This window comes from Streptomyces sp. NPDC086766, assembly GCF_044746005.1.
Classification (GTDB): domain Bacteria; phylum Actinomycetota; class Actinomycetes; order Streptomycetales; family Streptomycetaceae; genus Streptomyces.
In genome coordinates this window covers 242,329-259,432 of sequence record NZ_JBIVBI010000006.1, presented here as the reverse complement: position 1 = coordinate 259,432, position 17,104 = coordinate 242,329, and the positions used below count along the sequence as shown (strand labels likewise).

Sequence of the window (17,104 nt, the reverse complement as noted above, 5' to 3'; positions counted from 1 at the left end):
GTCGCGTTTGGGGCAGGCCGTCCTGGGCAGGCGCGGCTTCGGAGCGACGGTCGTTGCGTCTTTCAACTGTTAGCGGCCCTTCGCGTCCCGCCCCTGGCCCCGAGACGAGAGGTGCGCGTGTCAGCATCGCTAGAGGCCGAGCACCTGTTCAAGGTGTTCGGCAGACGACCGGACGAAGCAGTGGACAGACTCCGCCGAGGAGCCGACCGCGAGGAGCTGCGCGCCGACGGCGCCACCGCCGCGGTGATCGACGCCTCCTTCACCGTGGAGCCCGGCCAGATCTTCGTCGTGATGGGCCTGTCCGGATCGGGCAAGTCCACCCTGCTGCGCATGTTGAACGGCCTGCTGGAGCCCACCTCGGGCCAGGTCCGCTTCGACGGCCAGGACCTGACCGGCCTCGGCGGCAAGGAGCTGCGCGAGGTCCGCTCCCGGAAGATCAGCATGGTCTTCCAGCACTTCGCGCTCTTCCCGCACCGCAGCGTCCGCGAGAACGCCGCGTACGGCCTGGAAGTGCAGGGCGTGCCCCGCGCCGAGCGCGAACGCCGCGCCGACGAGGCGCTCGCCCTGTGCGGCCTGGCCGGCTGGGAGAAGTCCTGGCCCGACGAGCTGTCCGGCGGTATGCAGCAGCGCGTCGGCCTCGCCCGCGCGCTCGCGACCGACGCCGACCTGCTGCTGATGGACGAGTCCTTCAGCGCCCTGGACCCGCTGATCCGCCGCGACATGCAGGACCAGCTCCTCCAGCTCCAGCAGACGCTGAAGAAGACGATCGTCTTCATCACCCACGACCTCAACGAGGCCATGCGCCTGGGCGACCGCATCGCCGTCATGCGCGACGGCCGCATCGTGCAGACCGGCAGCGCCGAGGACATCCTGCTGCGGCCGGCCAACGACTACGTGGCCTCCTTCATCCAGGACGTCGACCGCTCCCGGGTCCTGACGGCCGAGGCGGTCATGGACCGCGCCGTGCGCGGCGACGAGGCGGACTGCGACTGCGAGACCGCCGCGCCGGACACGCCGTTCACCCACCTGTGCGCGATCAGCGCCCGGGTGCCGCACCCCGTCGCCGTCGTGGACGAGGACCGTGAGCTGGTCGGCGTCGTCCAGCGTCAGCGCCTCGTCGGCTTCCTCGGTGACGAGGAGACCGTGCCGGGCAGCTGCGACAGCGCCCAGGGCAAGGGCGGCGAGAAGGCGGTGGCCCGTGCCTAGGATCCCCCTCGGCGACTGGGTCAACAGCGCCGTCGACTGGCTGCTCGGCCACATGGCCTGGCTCTTCGACTTCCTCAAGGCCGTCTTCACCGGCGCCTACGACGGCATCGACGCCGTCCTCCAGGCGCCCGAGCCGCTGCTGCTCGCCGGCATCTTCGCCGTGCTCGCCTTCTGGCTGCGCGGCAGCCTCGCCGGTGTCCTCACCTTCGCGGGCTTCGCCTTCATCGACTCCCTCGAACTGTGGGACGACGCGATGGTGACCCTGTCGCTCGTCCTCGTCGCCACGATCATCGCGCTGGTGATCTCGGTGCCGGTCGGCATCTGGGCCGCCCGCTCCGACCGGGTCAGCGCCCTGGTCCGGCCGGTGCTGGACTTCATGCAGACGCTGCCCGCGATGATCTACCTCATCCCGGCCATCCTCTTCTTCGGGACCGGCGCCTCCGCGGGCATCGTCGCCACGCTGATCTTCGCGCTCGCCCCGGGCGTGCGCATGACCGAGCTGGGCATCCGCCAGGTCGACAAGGAACTGGTCGAGGCCGCCGACGCCTTCGGCACCACGCCCCGCAACACCCTGCTGCGGGTCCAGCTTCCGCTGGCCCTGCCCACGGTGATGGCGGGCGTCAACCAGGTGATCATGCTCGGCCTGTCCATGGCGGCCATCGCCGGCATGGTCGGCACCGGCGGCCTCGGCGGCGACGTCAACGAGGCCATCGGCCAGCTGAACGTGGGCCTCGGCTCCGAGGCCGGTGTGGCCATCGTGATCCTCGCGATCTACCTGGACCGCATGACCAGCGCCCTGGGCACCCAGGTCTCCCCGCTCGGCCGGCGCGCCGCCGCCAAGGCGCGCGCCGCGCAGGGCCTGAAGATCTGGTCCTACCGGCCGCGTCCGACGGTCGCGGTGGTCGGCGTCGTGATCCTCGCCCTCGTGGCGGGAGGCATGGGCGTCTTCGCCCACGGCGGCGGCTCGGCCTCGGTGGCCGACGGCAAGGACGTCGGCCGGGGCAAGAAGATCAGCATCGGCTACATCCCGTGGGACGAGGGCGTCGCCTCCACCTTCCTGTGGAAGGAGATCCTCGAGCAGCGCGGCTACCAGGTCGACGCCAAGCAGTTCGACGCCGGACCGCTCTACACCTCCCTCGCGCAGGGCAACGTCGACTTCGAGACCGACTCCTGGCTGCCCACGACCCACGCGCAGTACTGGAAGAAGTACGGCAAGCAGCTCGACGACCTCGGCTCCTGGTACGGGCAGACGTCCCTGGAGCTGTCCGTGCCCTCGTACATGAAGGGTGTCGACTCGCTCGACGACCTCAAGGGCAAGGCCGGCACCTTCGGCGGGAAGATCACCGGCATCGAGTCCAGCGCCGGCGAGATGGCCCTGCTGAAGAGCAAGGTCCTCAAGCAGTACGGCCTGGACAAGGAGTACAAGGTCGTCGACAGCTCCACGCCCGCGATGCTGGCCGAGCTCAAGCGCGCCTACAGCAAGAAGCAGCCGATCGTCGTCACGCTCTGGTCGCCGCACTGGGCGTACAACGACTACAAGCTGAAGAAGCTGAAGGACCCCAAGGGCGCCTGGGGCAAGGGCGACGGCGTGCACACGCTGGCCCGCAAGGGCTTCGCCGCCGACAACCCGGTCGTCGGCAAGTGGCTGAAGAACTTCAAGCTCGGCGAGAAGCAGCTCACCAGCCTCGAGGCCCGGATCAACAAGGCCGGCAAGGGCAAGCAGCAGGACGCCGTGCGTGCCTGGCTGAAGCAGAACCCGGGCGTCGTCGACAAGCTGGCCCCGCTCCCGGGCGGTGCCGGCGCGAAGCCGGCCGAGGCCAAGCGCCCCCTCAACGTCGCCTGGTTCCCCTGGGACGAGGACGTCGCCGTCACCTACCTGTGGAAGAACGTCCTGCAGCGGCGCGGCTACCAGCTGAACCTGAAGCAGATGGACGTGGGCCCGGTCTACACCGGCCTGGCCTCCGGCGACATCGACCTCAACTTCGACGCCTGGCTGCCCTACGCTCAGAAGAACTACTGGGACAAGAGCAAGGACCGACTCAAGGACCTCGGCACCTGGTACCGGCCCACCTCGCTGGAGGTCGCCGTGCCCTCCTACGTCAAGGGCGTGAAGACCCTCGAGGACCTCAAGGGCAAGGCCGGCACGTTCGACGGGAAGATCATCGGTATCGAGCCGGGCACCGGCGAGATGAACCTGCTCAAGAACAAGGTCCTGCCCGGCTACGGCCTCGACAAGGAGTACAAGGTCGTCGACGGCTCCACGCCGGCGATGCTGGCCGAGCTCAAGCGGGACTACGCGCAGAAGAAGCCCGTCGCGGTCGTCCTGTGGTCGCCGCACTGGGCCTACACCCGCTACGACATGACCAAGCTGAAGGACGACAAGAAGCTCTTCGGCGAGGGCAACACGATCCGCACCATCTCCAACGAGAAGTTCCCGCAGCAGTACCCGCAGCTCACCAAGTGGGTCAAGAACTTCCGGATGAGCGAGTCCGAGCTCGGCAGCCTGGAGAGCGAGATCAACCAGCGCGGTCAGGGCCACGAGGAGGAGGCCGTCGCCGCCTGGCTGAAGCAGCACCCGGACGTGGCCGACCGGATGACTCCGCAGTCGTAGCCGACGCGCCGCGCACCGCCCGAGGGGCGGGCCCCTTCCACGCACCCTGACCGCGTGGGCCCGGGGCCCGCCCCTCGGGCCTTCTCCGGGCGGCCGTCCGCGCGGTGCCCGGCGTGCCGAGGGGTGACCGGCACCGTTCGGCGCCCACGGGAAGGATTCGGCCAACCACTCACGGCGACGTCCCCACCAGAGCCCGGCCCGCGCGCCCGCGGCCGGCCGTGGCGCGCCCGTCGGTCCGTGGCTCCCGCCCCGCCCGCCCGGCACCGGGGAGGCCGCCGCGCACATGGCGCACGGGAGGGCGCGCACCCGGATCCACTGGCGCGAACCGGCGGGTCGGGCCCCACACGATATGACGGGGATGTGACGGCCGCATGAAACGGTTTGCCGAACATGCGTAGGGTGCAGAGAAGTCATCAGGGGGAGTGCGCCCGGAACCGGGCCCCCGGGCGGCGGACCGACGAGCGAAGGAGGGAGCCGGAGCGATGGGCGACCACAAAGAGCAGCCCCTCCGGGTGGGCGCGGCCGTCCGGCGGCGCCGCCGCGCGCTGGACCTCACCCTCGCCGTCGTGGCCCAGCGCAGCGGCCTGTCGGTGCCCTTCCTGAGCCAGGTGGAGAACGACCGGGCCCGGCCCAGCCGGAGCTCCCTGGAAAGGGTCGCCGACGCCCTGCGCACCACCGCCGTGGAGCTGCTCGCGGCGGCCGACCCGGCGTGCAGCGTCGACGTGGTGCGGGCCGAGGAGGCGGAGCTGGGCCCGGAGCCCCGGGTGCGCTCGCTGGTGCGCGGCCACCACCAGTTGCACGCCTCGGAGTACACCGGCGACCACGACGCCGGCCGCGAGTTCCAGCACCGCAACGACGAGCTGATGTACGTCGCCGACGGCGCCGTCGAGATCGAGGCGGAGGGCCGCGCCTACCGGCTGGTGCGCGGCGACACGATGTACCTGACCGGCGGCGTGCGCCACCGCTGGCGGGCGACCGTGCCGGACACCCGGGTGATCGTGGTCGCGGTGGCCGAGCACATCGAGGCGGTGCAGGACCGGTCGCGCTGATGCGGGTCGTCTCCCTGGTGCCCTCGCTCACCGAGGCGGTGGCGGAGTCCGCGCCCGGCGTCCTGGCCGCCGCCACCGACTGGTGCACCCGTCCCGCGGACCTCGACGTCGTACGGATCGGCGGCACCAAGAACCCCGACGTCGACCGGATCACCGCCCTCGCCCCCGACCTGGTGATCGCCAACGAGGAGGAGAACCGCGCCCCCGACCTCGACGCCCTGCGCGCGGCCGGGCTGCGGGTTCTGGTCACGGAGGTCCGCACCGTCGCCCAGGCCTTCCCGGAACTGTCCCGGGTGCTTGGGGCGTGCGGTGCGGACGAGCGGCCCCCGTGGCTCACGCGGGCGGAGGCGGCCTGGTCGGCGCTGCCTCCGCCGGCCCGCCGCACCACCGCCGTCGTGCCGATCTGGCGGCGGCCGTGGATGGTGCTCGGCCGGGACACCTTCGCGGGTGACGTACTGGCCCGCCTCGGCGTCGACCACCGGTACGCGGGCCATCCCGAGCGCTACCCGCGGATCGGCCTGGAGGAGTTGCGGGCGGCGGCGCCGGACGTCGTCGTGCTGCCGGACGAGCCGTACCGCTTCACCGCCGACGACGGGCCGGAGGCCTTCCCCGGCCTGCCCTGCGCGCTGGTCAGCGGACGGCACCTGACCTGGTACGGACCGTCACTGGCCGAGGCGCCGCGGGTGCTGGGGGAGGCGCTGCGAGCAGCGCACCGCTGACCAGCCCGCGCGCGGTGTGCGCGGCGGCGGTGGTCCAGGCGGCCACGAGGAGGACGTACAGGACGGCCGCGAGCCCGGCGTAGACGGCGAGATGCGTGTGCCGGGCGAGGGCCGCGGCGCCGGTGACGCAGGTGCCCACCGGGAAGGTGAACGCCCACCACGTCATCGCGAAGCCCATGCCCCGGCGCCGGGCGCGCAGCACATGAGCGGCGGCCAGGGCCAGCCACAGCAGCGCGAAGCCCATCACCGGGACGCCGTACAGGACGGCCAGGACGCCGAAGCCCTGGGCGTACGGGGCCGGTACGACGCCGGGTGCCGCGTCCGCGAAGGCGCCCACGGCGGTGGTGGACTGCCCGAGCGGGCCGAGGACCAGGAACAGCGCCGGGGTGAGCGCGAGGGGCAGCGGGCCGGCGGTGAGCAGCCGGGCGAGCACCAGAGGCAGCAGCGCCAGGGTCGCCAGCAGGCTGAGCCCGAACAGCGCCACACAGCCGAGGAGCAGCGTCTCCCGCGCCTGCCCGGCCGGCAGCAGCGGCACCAGGCGGGGGCCGAGCGCGGCGGACACCATGGGAGCGACGACCGGCAGCAGCCACACGGGAGATGCCTCCGGCGGCCCGGCCCGGTGGTGCACGGCCATGAGGTACGGCACCGCGACGGCGGCCGCGATCCCGACGGCCGTACCCGCGGCGAACAGCCCGGCGTCCAGCGCGAGGGCCGTCCGGGCGCCGAGCCAGTCCGCTCCGGCTGCGGGGGCGCCGCCGCCCACGGCCAGCAGGGCCATGGCGAGGCAGCCGTAGAACGGGGCCGCGGCCGGGTCGCGCACATGGGCGCGCGCCTGGTCGCGGTGGTGCCTCCAGTGCAGGGCGCGGGCGGTCAGCAGGGCCGCGAGCAGGACCAGCGACAGTGCCCAGACGGCGGCACAGGCGGTGCGCAGCCCCGGCACGCGCACCGGGAGCGTGGCGCCGCCGGTGGCGACGGCGGCGGTGCCCATGACGGCGGCGTACCAGTGGGGTCCGAGGTGGCGGACGGCGGGGAAGCGGGGCCGGGGTGCGGCACGGACGGGGAGGGGCTGGGCGGCGGTGACCATGGACCCAGGCTGTCCGGGGGCGGGAGCCGTCACCAGGGGGCCAGGTTCTATCAGGGCATAAGCTGGATTTATGACAGGCGCGGAGGGGAACGGACGGCAGCGGCCGCCGGGTGTGCCGCTGGCGCACCGGGTGCCGGATCTCGGGGCGCTGGAACTGCTGCTGGCGGTGGCGCGCCTGGGCAGCCTCGGCGGGGCGGCGCGGGAGCTGGGCATCACCCAGCCAGCCGCCAGCAGCCGGATCCGCTCCATGGAGCGGCAGCTGGGGGTGGCGCTGGTCGACCGTTCGCCGCGCGGGTCGCGGCTGACCGACGCCGGGGCGCTGGTGACGGACTGGGCCCGGCGGGTCGTGGAGGCGGCCGAGGCCTTCGACGCGGGGGCGCAGGCGCTGCGCGACCGGCGGGACTCCCGGCTGCGGGTGGCGGCCAGCATGACGATCGCCGAGTACCTGCTGCCCGGCTGGCTCATCGCGCTGCGCGCGCGGCGGCCGGACACCGCCGTGTCGCTGCTGGCCGGGAACTCGGCCGCGGTGGCGGAGCGGCTGCTCGCCGACGAGGCCGACCTCGGCTTCGTGGAGGGGCTGTCGGTGCCCTCCGGCCTGGACTCCGCGGTGATCGCCCGGGACCGCCTGGTCGTGGTGACGGCCCCCGGCCACCCCTGGGCGCGCCGCCGACGGCCGCTGGCGGCCGGGGAACTGGCGGTGACCCCGCTGATCCTGCGCGAGGAGGGCTCCGGGACCCGGCAGGTCCTGGACGCGGCGCTCGGCGGCCTGGCCAGGCCGCTCATCGAACTGTCCTCGACCACGGCGGTCAAGGCTTCCGCGGTCAGCGGGGCCGGGCCGGCGGTGCTGAGCGAACTGGCGGTGGGCGAGGAGCTGTCGCTGCGCCGGCTGGTGAGCATCCCGGTCGACGGCATCGCCCTGACCCGCGACCTGCGAGCCGTCTGGCCCACGGGCCACCGCCCCTCCGGCCCCGCCCGCGACCTCCTGTCCCTGACCCGTTCCCGCGCCCGGCCGGGCACCTCGGCCGGCTGAGGGGGCGGGGGCCGGGGCGCCGGAAAAGCGTTGGCGTGCCCGGCGGGCGGGGCGCCACCATGGCGCATGACCAGCCCCGCTCCGCCCGCCGAGGGCGTCCGCACCCCCTGGGAACGGCTGCCGGAGACCGTCCGGGACGCCGTGGCCGGGGTCCTCGGCGCGCCCGTGGTGCACGCCGTCACCCAGCCCGGCGGCTTCTCGCCCGGCGCGGCCGCGCGGGTCCGGACCGCCTCCGGCCGCCGCGCCTTCGTGAAGGCCCTCGGCGCGGACGCCAACCCGCACAGCCCCCGCCTGCACCGCGCCGAGGCCCGCAACGCCGCCGCCCTCCCGGCCGCCGTACCCGCACCCCGCCTGCTCGGCGCCTACGACGACGGCGGCTGGGTCGCTCTGGTCTTCGAGGACGTCGCCGGACGCCAGCCGCGTCTGCCGTGGCGGCCGGACGAGCTGGCGCGGGTCCTCGACGCCGTCGAGCGGCTGAGCCGCGGCCTCACCCCGTCGCCCGTCGCCGCCCCGCCCGCCGGCGAGGCACTCGCCCGGGACTTCGCCGGCTGGCGGCAGCTGCTCGACGGCGCGGAGGCGCCCCTCGACGGACGCCTCGACCCCTGGGCCGTCGCCCACCTCGCGGAACTCACCGACCTCGCCGCACCGTGGCCCGAGGCCGCGTCCGGCGACACGCTCGCCCACGCCGACCTGCGGGCCGACAACGTGCTCCTCACCGGAGCGGGGGAGGACGACGGCGAGGTCGTCTTCGTCGACTGGCCGCACGCCGTGCGCGCCGCCCCGTGGTTCGACCTGCTGCTCATGCTGCCGTGCGTACGGGCCCAGGGCGGCCCCGACCCGGAGGCGGTCTTCACCGCACACCCGCTGGGCCGCGCCGCCGCCCCCGAGGCGGTCACCGCCACGCTCGCCGCCCTCACCGGCTACTTCCTCCGCCACAGCCTGCAACCCGACCCCCCGGGCCTCCCCACCCTCCGCGCCTTCCAGCGCGCCCAGGGCGAGGCCGCCCTGGCGTGGCTCAGGGCGCGGGTGGGGTGGGCTTAGGGGACCCGGGCCCGGCCTTGGTCCGGCCCCGGCCCCGCCCGCGACGCCGGTGTGAGCCGGCCGGGTCCGTCCTGGTTCGGTCCCGGCAGCCGGGCCTGATCCCGGGGGAGCGGTTCAGGGTTGCGCGTGCAGAGGCGAGTGTGCGGTCGCCGCGTGGACCAGGCTGCGCATCAGTCGTGGGTCGTCGTCCATCTCCGGGTGCCACTGCACGCCCAGGACCCAGTGGGCGGTGGGCAGTTCGACGGCCTCGATCGTGCCGTCCGCCGCGTACGCCGACGCGACGAGGCCCGCGCCGAGGCGGTCCACCGCCTGGTGGTGATAGGTCGGCACGGTCGTCTCCTCCGGCACCGCCTCGGCGTACCGCGTCCCCGGGACCGGCTCGACCGGGTGGCCGCCGAAGACGCCGACCACCTCCGCGTGCCCGTCCAGGTGCTGGACCAGGGTGCCGCCGAGGGCCACGTTCAGCAGCTGCATGCCGCGGCAGATGCCCAGCAGAGGGACGCCCGCCGCCAGGGCGGCGTCGATCAGGGCGAGTTCCCAGGTGTCCCGGGTCCGGGCCGGCGGACCCGTCCGGGGGTCGGGCAGCGCGCCGTAGCGGGACGGCTCGACGTCCGGGCCGCCCGCGATCACCAAGCCGTCGAGCCGGGCCACGACGGCAGCGGCCCCTTCCGGCGCGTCCGGCGGCAGCATCACGGCGAGCCCGCCCGACCGCTGCACCAGCCGCGGATAGCCGGCCGGCAGCAGCGCCGCCTCCAGCTCCCACACCCCCCAGCGGGCCCCGGTCTCCAGGTACGTACTGATCCCGATCAGAGGTCGTCCGGTCACGCGGCCCTCCCTGCCCCCCCAAAGGTGTACGGGGCTACCTTTGCGGCTCCGGTGTGCCGCGGCAAGCCCCCACGGCGGCGCCTCAGGCGAGGAAGCCCCGCAGCAGTGCCGCCGTGCCCGCGCAGTGCTCCCGCATCATCTCCCGCGCCCCGTCCGCGTCCCCGTCCAGCACGGCCTCCACCAGCGCGGTGTGCTGCCGCTGCGAGTGCTCCAGATTGCGCACGAGCAGCGGGATGCAGTCGAGCAGGTCGTTCACCGTCGCCCGGACCGCCGCGTACTGCGCGGCCAGCGTCGGCGAGCCGCACAGCTCGGCCAGGGTGAGATGCAGCAGCGTGTCCCGGCGGCGGTAGTCGGCCGGCGGCGCGTCGTGCGTGCTCTCCAGCGCCCCGCGCAGCCGCGCCGCCTGCGCGCCGGTGAGCCCGTGCGCCGCGCACAGGCCCGCCGCGCCCACCTCCAGCACCTCGCGGAAGCGGAGCACGTCCTCGATGTCGGCCTCGGCGATCCGCCGCCGCAGCTCGTCCTCGCCGCCCGCCGCCGGGCGGGGCAGCACGAACGTGCCGCCGTACCGCCCGCGCCGCGACTCCACCAGGCCCTGGTCCGCGAGGACCTTCAGCACCTCGCGCAGCGTCACCCGGCTGATCCCCAGCCGCTCCGCCAGCTCCCGTTCGGCGGGCAGCCGCTCCCCGGCCGGCACCAGGCCGAGCCGGACGACCTGCAGGATCTGCTCCAGCGCCTCCTCGAACCCGTTGCCCGCGCGCACCGGCCGCAGCACCGGCGCGAGGCGATCAGCAGGCCCTTCCGGAGCCCTGTCCCGCGACATCCCGCCGCATCCCCTTCCCAAGCAATGGTTCTCGGCAATACCTTATGGCTCCCGGCCGGCCGACGTAGCCCGAGGAGGCTCACCCGTGGCAGACCGCACACCCCCGCTCGCCGCCGAGGAACTGCACGCCCTCGTCGCGAGCGGCGAGATCGACACTGTCGTCCTGGCCTTCCCCGACATGCAAGGGCGTCTCCAGGGCAAGCGGTTCGCCGCCCGCTTCTTCCTCGACGAGGTGCTCCACCACGGCACCGAGGGCTGCAACTACCTGCTCGCCGTCGACACCGAGATGAACACCGTCGACGGCTACGCCATGTCGTCCTGGGACCGCGGCTACGGCGACTTCGCCATGCACCCCGACATGTCCACGCTCCGCCGCGTCCCCTGGAACCCGGGCACCGCCCTGGTGATCGCCGACCTCGCCTGGCACGACGGCTCCCCGGTGGTCGCCGCGCCCCGCCAGATCCTCCGCCGCCAGCTCGAACGCCTCGCCGAACTCGGGTACACCGCGCAGGTCGGCACGGAGCTGGAGTTCATCCTCTTCAAGGACACCTACGAGGCCGCCTGGGAGGCGGGCTACCGGGGACTGACCCCGGCCAACCAGTACAACGTCGACTACTCGATCCTCGGCACCGGCCGCGTCGAGCCCCTGCTGCGCCGCATCCGCAACGAGATGGCGGGCGCCGGCCTCACCGTCGAGTCGGCCAAGGGCGAGTGCAACCCCGGCCAGCACGAGATCGCCTTCCGCTACGACGAGGCCCTCGCCACCTGCGACCAGCACGCGATCTACAAGACCGGCGCCAAGGAGATCGCCGCCCAGGAGGGCGTCTCCCTCACCTTCATGGCCAAGTACAACGAGCGCGAGGGCAACTCCTGCCACATCCACCTCTCGCTCGCCGACGCCGACGGCGCCAACGCCATGGCGGGCGCGCCGGGCGACCCGGGCGGGATGTCGGAGGTGATGCGGCACTTCCTGGCCGGACAGCTCGCCGCGCTCCGCGAGTTCTCCCTCCTCTACGCGCCCAACATCAACTCCTACAAGCGGTTCCAGGACGGCTCGTTCGCCCCGACCGCCGTCGCCTGGGGCCACGACAACCGCACCTGCGCCCTCCGGGTCGTCGGCCACGGCCGCTCCCTGCGCTTCGAGAACCGGCTGCCCGGCGGCGACGTCAACCCGCACCTGGCCGTGGCCGGTCTGGTGGCCGCCGGACTGTACGGCGTCGAGCGGAAGCTGGAACTGCCCGAGCCCTGCCCCGGCAACGCCTACACCGCCGAGTTCGCGCACGTGCCCACCACGCTCCGCGAGGCCGCCGACCTCTGGGCCGGCAGCGAGATCGCCAGAGCCGCCTTCGGCGACGAGGTCGTCGCGCACTACCACAACATGGCGCGCGTCGAGCTGGACGCCTTCGACGCCGCGGTCACCGACTGGGAGCTGCGCCGCTCCTTCGAACGCATGTGAGAGGTCCCTCCGTGTCCGACCAGCACGAGCTCCGGGTCCTGAACCCGGCCACCGAGGAGGTCGTGGCCACCGTCCCGGCGGCGACCGCGGCCGACGTGGACGCCGCCGTCGTACGGGCCGCCGCGGCGCAGGCCGGATGGGCGGCCCTCCCGCCCGGCGACCGCGCCCGGCTGCTGCGCCGCTTCGCCACGGCCGTCGACGAACACGTCGAGGAACTGGCCCGGCTGGAGGTCCGCGAGGCCGGCCACACCCTGGGCAACGCCCGCTGGGAGGCGGGCAACGTCCGCGACCTGCTCGACTACGCGGCCGGGGGAGTGGAACGCCTGACCGGCCGTCAGATCCCGGTCGCCGGCGGCCTGGACGTCACGATCCTCGAACCGCTCGGCGTCGTCGGGGTGATCGCCCCCTGGAACTTCCCGATGCCGATCGCGGCCTGGGGGGCCGCCCCCGCGCTCGCCGCCGGCAACGCGGTGCTCCTCAAGCCCGCCGAGACCACCCCGCTCACCGCCCTGCGCCTGGCCGAACTCGCCCTGGAGGCGGGCCTGCCCGAGCACCTCTTCCAGGTCCTGCCCGGCCACGGCCCCGTCGCCGGCGACGCACTCGTCGAGCACCCGGGGGTTGCCAAGATCGTCTTCACCGGGTCGACCACCGTGGGCAGGCAGGTGCTGGCGAAGGGATCCGCGCTCCTCAAGCGCGTCACCCTCGAACTGGGCGGCAAGAGCCCCAACATCGTCTTCGCCGACGCCGACCTCGAAGCCGCCGCGGCCGCCGCCCCCATGTCCTTCCTCGACAACTCCGGCCAGGACTGCTGCGCCCGCACCCGCATCCTCGTCCAGCGCGGCGTCCACGACCGCTTCCTCGCCCTCCTCGCCCCCGCGATCCAATCCGTCGCCGTCGGCGACCCGGCCGACGAGAACACCCAGATGGGCCCGCTCATCTCCCGAGCGCACCTGGAGCGCGTCCGCGCCTACGTCGACGCCGACGCGCCCGGCATCCGGGGCAAGGCCCCCGAGGGGCCCGGATTCTGGTTCCCGCCCACCGTCCTCACCGACGTCGACCCCCGCGCGCCCGTGGCCGTCGAGGAGGTCTTCGGACCCGTCGCCGTCGTCCTCCCCTTCGAGGACGAGGCCGACGCGATCCGCCTCGCCAACGACACGCCGTACGGGCTGTCCGGCTCCCTCTGGACCCGGGACGTCGGCCGCGCGCTGCGCGTCTCCCGGGCCGTCCGGGCCGGCAACCTGTCCGTCAACTCGCACTCCAGCGTGCGCTACTGGACCCCGTTCGGCGGGTTCAAGCAGTCCGGCGTCGGCCGCGAACTCGGCCCGGACGCCCTGTCCGCCTTCACCGAGACCAAGAACGTCTTCATCAGCACGGAGGGCCCCGCACAGTGAGCTCACAGACCCCTGAGACCCTCTGCCGCCGTCTGGTCGGCCGTACCGCCGTCGTCACCGGAGCCGGCAGCGGCATCGGTCTCGCCACCGCGCGACGGCTCGCCGCCGAGGGCGCGCACGTCGTCTGCGGCGACATCGACGAGCCCCGCGGCAAGGCGGTCGCGGAGGAGACCGGCGGACTCTTCGTGAAGGTGGACGTCACCGACCCCGACCAGGTCGAGGCGCTGTTCCGCACCGCGTTCGACACCTACGGCAGCGTCGACGTCGCCTTCAACAACGCGGGCATCTCCCCGCCCGACGACGACTCCATCCTGGACACCGGACTGGAGGCCTGGAAGCGGGTCCAGGAGGTCAACCTCACCTCCGTCTACCTGTGCTGCAAGGCCGCCATCCCCTACATGCGGCGCCAGGGCAGGGGCTCCATCATCAACACCGCCTCCTTCGTGGCCCGCATGGGCGCGGCCACCTCCCAGATCTCGTACACCGCGTCCAAGGGCGGTGTGCTGGCCATGTCCCGCGAGCTGGGCGTGCAGTTCGCCCGCGAGGGCATCCGGGTCAACGCCCTGTGCCCCGGGCCGGTCAACACCCCCCTGCTGCGGGAGCTGTTCGCCACGGACCCCGAGCGGGCCGCCCGCCGCCTGGTGCACATCCCGGTCGGCCGCTTCGCGGAGGCCGAGGAGATCGCCGCCGCCGTGGCCTTCCTCGCCAGCGACGACTCCTCCTTCGTCAACGCCACCGACTTCCTGGTCGACGGGGGGATCTCCGGGGCGTACGTCACGCCCCTGTAGGCGGCGCGGCGCCGATACGGACCGTCCGGCCCACGGCGCCGGACGGTCCGTCCTACAGTGCCGGGATGAGCATGACGCCCCCGCCCGGCTGGTACGGCGACCCGACGGCCCCGCATCTGGAGCGCTGGTGGGACGGCACGTCCTGGACCGGGCACCGCCGCGCGCCGGAGGAACGTCAGGGACCCCCGGCACCGCAAGCCCCTCCGGTACGGCAGACCTTCGGGCAGCCGGCGGCGCCGCGGGTGCCGCCCGCCGCCGGGCCACCCGCACCACCGGCACGGCGCCCGCGTGCCAAGGCCGTCGCCCTGGCCGGCGCCGGGGCCGTCCTGGCCGCCGCGACCGTCACGGGAGCACTGGTGCTCGGGCACGGCGACGAGGGCGGCACCAGGGCGAGGAACGCCCCCACCACCCCGTCCGCCGCACCCACGAGCGTCCCGCGCTCCGCGTCCCGGCCGGCCTCCGCCGGCGCTTCCGCCGCCGACGACCCCTCCGTCGTGGTCGACCAGCTCAACGGCATCACCCTGCCCCTCCCGGACGGCTGGGAGAAGCCGCAGGACGTGGCCGACGAGGACGTCGTCATGACCACCCACGGCACCTACGACTGCCCGGCCGGCGTCGGCCTGTGCCGGCACGGCCTGGTCCTCACCCGCACGGCGACCGCGGCCGACGGGACGTCACCCCGGACGCTGGCCCGGAACGACATCGAGGACGCGGCCGACGCGGCCTTCGACCGCGACACGATCGGCGAGCGCCCCTTCGGCGGTATCACCTCGCACCAGGCCGTCCGCTCCGGGCAGATCGCCGTCGCGGGCCGCGCCGGGTACTTCGTGCGCTGGCGCGTCAGGACCGCGAAGGGGCCCGGCGGGTACGTCGAGTCGCTCGCCTTCCCGTCCAGTGTCGGCACCGAGGCGCCGGTCGTCGTGCGCTTCGTCTTCGACGCGGGCCCGGACGGACCGCCGCCGGCCGACATGGACAGGATCACGCGCGGTATCCGGCCCGTCGGGGACGCGGCCACGGACGGCGGCGTCGGCAGCAGCATCGGCCCGTCGCACTGAACGCCGGCCCCTACAGGAACGTACGGCCCTCGCCCCGGTACGTCGGCACGGTCGCCGTCACCCGGTCGCCCTCGACGAGGTGCAGCTCGGCGAACCGTTCGCACAACTCGCCCGCCTTGGCGTGCCGGAACCACACCTTGTCGCCGATCAGCAGGTCGTCGGCGGGCGAGCCGAGCAGCGGCGTCTGCACCTCGCCGGGCCCCTCCTGCGGGTCGTAGCGCAGCCCCTCCGGGAGGTACGGCACCGGCAGCCGGTCCGCGCCGGGCGCGCCCGAGGCCGGGTAGCCGCCGCCGAGGACCGTCACCACCCCGACCCCGGGGCGCCGGACGACGGGCAGGGCGAACAGCGCCGCCGGACGCCCGCGGAAGGACGTGTAGTTGTCGAAGAGGCGCGGGACGTACAGCCCGGAGCCGGCCGCGATCTCCGTGACGGCGTCCTCGGCGGCGGTGTGCTGGACGCTGCCCGTGCCGCCGCCGTTGACGAACTCCAGGTCCGGCACCAGCGCCCGTACCGCCCGTACCGCCGCGGCCCGCCGCTCCGCCAGTTCCCGGCGGGCGGCCGCCTGCATCAGCCGGACGGCACGCGAGCGCAGCGGGCGACCGGCGACCGCGTCGCCCACGCCCGCGATGTGCCCCTCGTACGCCATGATCCCCACGAGCCGGAAACCGGGCCGCCGGGCCACCGTGCGCGCCATGTCGGCGATCCGCGCGGGCGCGTGCAGCGGGGAGCGGCGCGCCCCGACGCGCACCCGCCCCCCGAGCAGCTTCAGCGAGGTGTCCAACTCCAGGCACACGCGCACCACTTCGCGTCCGCCGCCGCGTGCCGCGTCGATGAGGTCGAGCTGCCCCGGGTCGTCGATCATCACGGTGACGGCGGCGGCGAGTTTCGGGTCGCCGGCGAGTTCGGCGAAGCCGGCGCGGTCGGCCGACGGATAGGCCAGGAGCACGTCGTCGAAGCCGGAGCGGGCCAGCCACAGGGACTCGGCGAGAGTGAACGACATCAGGCCCGCGAACCCGTCCCGGTCCAGGACGCGTTCCAGCAGGGCCCGGCAGCGCACGGACTTGCTGGCGACCCGCACCGGCTTGCCGCCGGCCCGGCGGAGGAGGTCGTCCGCGTTCGCGTCGAAGGCGTCCAGATCCACGATCGCGACGGGGGCGTCGAGATGGGCGGTGGCCCGGTCGAGACGGGCCCGGTCGGCGGCGCGCGCAGTCATGGCCGAAGCCTGCCAGACAGGATTACCGCAGGGTAGGGGGACGTTCCGGGCAGATGCCCCGGGGTCGTGGACTGGTTCCCGTACGGGCGCGGGCAACCCGTAGAGTGACGCGCACGTACGGCACGACGATTCCGGCCGGGATCTGAGCCGGGATGGCGATTCGCTCGTACGGGTATGCGTGCCTGGTGGACGAGACCGTCCGTGCCGGGCAGGGCGACTGGCAGGGCCCGCGTACGAGGGAACGGCCCGGGCACGAGGAAACGGGGGGTGCATGAGCACGGAAGCACGCCACGCCCCCGTCCCTCCGCGACCGGCGACCCCGCCCCGCCCGGCCTCGGCCGACCCCCGCCTCGACGACGCCGCCACCCCATCGGGGAGCGCCGCGGCCGGGGAGACCGGCATGGGGGAGCGGGGGACCGGTGGCGGCTCGGGCACGCCCGTGCTCTCCGGCGCCGACGGCGGGGCTGGGGTCGTCGGTGTGGCGCGGGGTGCCAAGGGTGAGTCCGGTGCGGTCGCCCGGGGTGCCGAGGCCGGTTCCCGGGGCGTCGCGTGGGGCGTGGTCGCCGGTGGGCCCGGCGAGGTGACGCGTGGGGCCGCCATGGGTTCCGCCGCCGCGGGGGCCGCCGCCGCGAGTTCGCGCGAGCGGGTCCGCGGCGCGTCCGGGCACGCCGATCCGGCGGCACGTGCCGTTCCCGACTCCGGTCGCGCCGCGGCCTCCCCGGACAGGGGCCGTGTCCCTCGGCCCCTCCCTGAAACCGGCGACACCGGAGCCGGGTCGGGGTCCGGCAGTGGCAGTGGCAGTGGCAGTGGCAGTGG

The 17,104-nt window shown here is 74.3% G+C and carries 14 protein-coding genes; 10 read left to right on the top strand and 4 right to left on the bottom strand.

Translation table 11 applies throughout. From position 1 onward, the window contains the following. The first annotated feature begins 117 nt into the window (after nucleotides 1-117). From ACIPM1_RS14150 to ACIPM1_RS14135, 4 genes are all read left to right on the top strand, one after another. A complete protein-coding gene (locus ACIPM1_RS14150; protein WP_402433506.1) occupies nucleotides 118-1,206 on the top strand; it encodes a glycine betaine/L-proline ABC transporter ATP-binding protein in 1,089 nt (362 codons plus the stop codon). Beyond that, nucleotides 1,199-3,817 carry an ABC transporter permease/substrate binding protein gene (locus ACIPM1_RS14145; protein WP_402433503.1) on the top strand — a complete coding sequence of 873 codons (2,619 nt, stop codon included), beginning with the start codon at nucleotides 1,199-1,201 and terminating at the stop codon, nucleotides 3,815-3,817. Before ACIPM1_RS14150 ends, ACIPM1_RS14145 begins: the two co-directional genes overlap by 8 nt. Nucleotides 3,818-4,299: 482 nt before the next feature. Continuing rightward, nucleotides 4,300-4,866, top strand: coding sequence for a helix-turn-helix domain-containing protein (locus ACIPM1_RS14140; RefSeq protein ID WP_402433500.1), 567 nt, complete (start codon nucleotides 4,300-4,302; stop codon nucleotides 4,864-4,866). Then, nucleotides 4,866-5,585: a helical backbone metal receptor gene (locus ACIPM1_RS14135; RefSeq protein ID WP_402433497.1), complete on the top strand. Its 720-nt coding sequence runs from the start codon at nucleotides 4,866-4,868 to the stop codon at nucleotides 5,583-5,585. Before ACIPM1_RS14140 ends, ACIPM1_RS14135 begins: the two co-directional genes overlap by 1 nt. Here the strand turns inward: ACIPM1_RS14135 and ACIPM1_RS14130 are convergent. Beyond that, on the bottom strand, nucleotides 5,497-6,669 hold the full coding sequence (locus tag ACIPM1_RS14130) for a C4-dicarboxylate ABC transporter (protein ID WP_402433494.1): 1,173 nt from the start codon (nucleotides 6,667-6,669) through the stop codon (nucleotides 5,497-5,499). The two genes, ACIPM1_RS14135 and ACIPM1_RS14130, sit on opposite strands and share 89 nt — an antisense overlap. Nucleotides 6,670-6,739: 70 nt before the next feature. Here ACIPM1_RS14130 and ACIPM1_RS14125 point away from each other — a divergent pair, with 70 nt between their 5' ends. Next, nucleotides 6,740-7,699 (top strand): LysR family transcriptional regulator, encoded by a 960-nt coding sequence (locus ACIPM1_RS14125; RefSeq protein WP_356190024.1) that lies wholly within the window; start codon nucleotides 6,740-6,742, stop codon nucleotides 7,697-7,699. 66 nt (nucleotides 7,700-7,765) lie between these two features. Then, nucleotides 7,766-8,740 (top strand): phosphotransferase, encoded by a 975-nt coding sequence (locus ACIPM1_RS14120; protein WP_402433491.1) that lies wholly within the window; start codon nucleotides 7,766-7,768, stop codon nucleotides 8,738-8,740. A gap of 114 nt (nucleotides 8,741-8,854) precedes the next feature. Here ACIPM1_RS14120 and ACIPM1_RS14115 read toward each other — a convergent pair whose 3' ends face one another. Together ACIPM1_RS14115 and ACIPM1_RS14110 are read right to left on the bottom strand one after the other, a co-directional pair. Next, nucleotides 8,855-9,565 (bottom strand): gamma-glutamyl-gamma-aminobutyrate hydrolase family protein, encoded by a 711-nt coding sequence (locus ACIPM1_RS14115; RefSeq protein ID WP_402433488.1) that lies wholly within the window; start codon nucleotides 9,563-9,565, stop codon nucleotides 8,855-8,857. A gap of 82 nt (nucleotides 9,566-9,647) precedes the next feature. Then, nucleotides 9,648-10,385 carry an FCD domain-containing protein gene (locus ACIPM1_RS14110; RefSeq protein ID WP_356190031.1) on the bottom strand — a complete coding sequence of 246 codons (738 nt, stop codon included), beginning with the start codon at nucleotides 10,383-10,385 and terminating at the stop codon, nucleotides 9,648-9,650. 85 nt (nucleotides 10,386-10,470) lie between these two features. On the opposite strand from ACIPM1_RS14110, the gene ACIPM1_RS14105 reads away from it, so the two are divergent. The 4 genes from ACIPM1_RS14105 to ACIPM1_RS14090 all read left to right on the top strand — a co-directional run bounded on the left by ACIPM1_RS14105 (nucleotide 10,471) and on the right by ACIPM1_RS14090 (nucleotide 15,075). Further along, the gene (locus ACIPM1_RS14105) at nucleotides 10,471-11,841 is read left to right on the top strand and encodes a glutamine synthetase family protein (RefSeq protein WP_402433486.1); all 1,371 of its coding nucleotides are present in this window, start codon (nucleotides 10,471-10,473) and stop codon (nucleotides 11,839-11,841) included. 11 nt (nucleotides 11,842-11,852) lie between these two features. Further along, complete coding sequence (locus tag ACIPM1_RS14100; protein WP_402433483.1) at nucleotides 11,853-13,232, top strand: aldehyde dehydrogenase family protein; 1,380 nt, start codon at nucleotides 11,853-11,855, stop codon at nucleotides 13,230-13,232. Beyond that, nucleotides 13,229-14,020, top strand: coding sequence for a 3-oxoacyl-ACP reductase (locus ACIPM1_RS14095; protein ID WP_402433480.1), 792 nt, complete (start codon nucleotides 13,229-13,231; stop codon nucleotides 14,018-14,020). The genes ACIPM1_RS14100 and ACIPM1_RS14095 overlap by 4 nt, the downstream gene beginning before the upstream one ends. Nucleotides 14,021-14,091: 71 nt before the next feature. Beyond that, on the top strand, nucleotides 14,092-15,075 hold the full coding sequence (locus ACIPM1_RS14090; protein WP_402433996.1) for a DUF2510 domain-containing protein: 984 nt from the start codon (nucleotides 14,092-14,094) through the stop codon (nucleotides 15,073-15,075). 10 nt (nucleotides 15,076-15,085) lie between these two features. Here the strand turns inward: ACIPM1_RS14090 and ACIPM1_RS14085 are convergent, their stop codons facing one another. Further along, entirely contained in the window at nucleotides 15,086-16,288 is a 1,203-nt protein-coding gene (locus ACIPM1_RS14085; protein WP_356190043.1) for an amino acid deaminase/aldolase, read from the bottom strand. Between the last annotated feature and the right edge of the window lie 816 nt (nucleotides 16,289-17,104).

Coding starts and splice junctions, on each gene's coding strand:
- ACIPM1_RS14085 (WP_356190043.1), bottom strand. CDS start 16,288: ATGACTGCGCGCGCCGCCGACCGGGCCCGTCTCGACCGGGCCACCGCC.
- ACIPM1_RS14125 (WP_356190024.1), top strand. CDS start 6,740: ATGACAGGCGCGGAGGGGAACGGACGGCAGCGGCCGCCGGGTGTGCCG.
- ACIPM1_RS14090 (WP_402433996.1), top strand. CDS start 14,092: ATGACGCCCCCGCCCGGCTGGTACGGCGACCCGACGGCCCCGCATCTG.
- ACIPM1_RS14130 (WP_402433494.1), bottom strand. CDS start 6,669: ATGGTCACCGCCGCCCAGCCCCTCCCCGTCCGTGCCGCACCCCGGCCC.
- ACIPM1_RS14135 (WP_402433497.1), top strand. CDS start 4,866: ATGCGGGTCGTCTCCCTGGTGCCCTCGCTCACCGAGGCGGTGGCGGAG.
- ACIPM1_RS14120 (WP_402433491.1), top strand. CDS start 7,766: ATGACCAGCCCCGCTCCGCCCGCCGAGGGCGTCCGCACCCCCTGGGAA.
- ACIPM1_RS14110 (WP_356190031.1), bottom strand. CDS start 10,385: ATGTCGCGGGACAGGGCTCCGGAAGGGCCTGCTGATCGCCTCGCGCCG.
- ACIPM1_RS14140 (WP_402433500.1), top strand. CDS start 4,300: ATGGGCGACCACAAAGAGCAGCCCCTCCGGGTGGGCGCGGCCGTCCGG.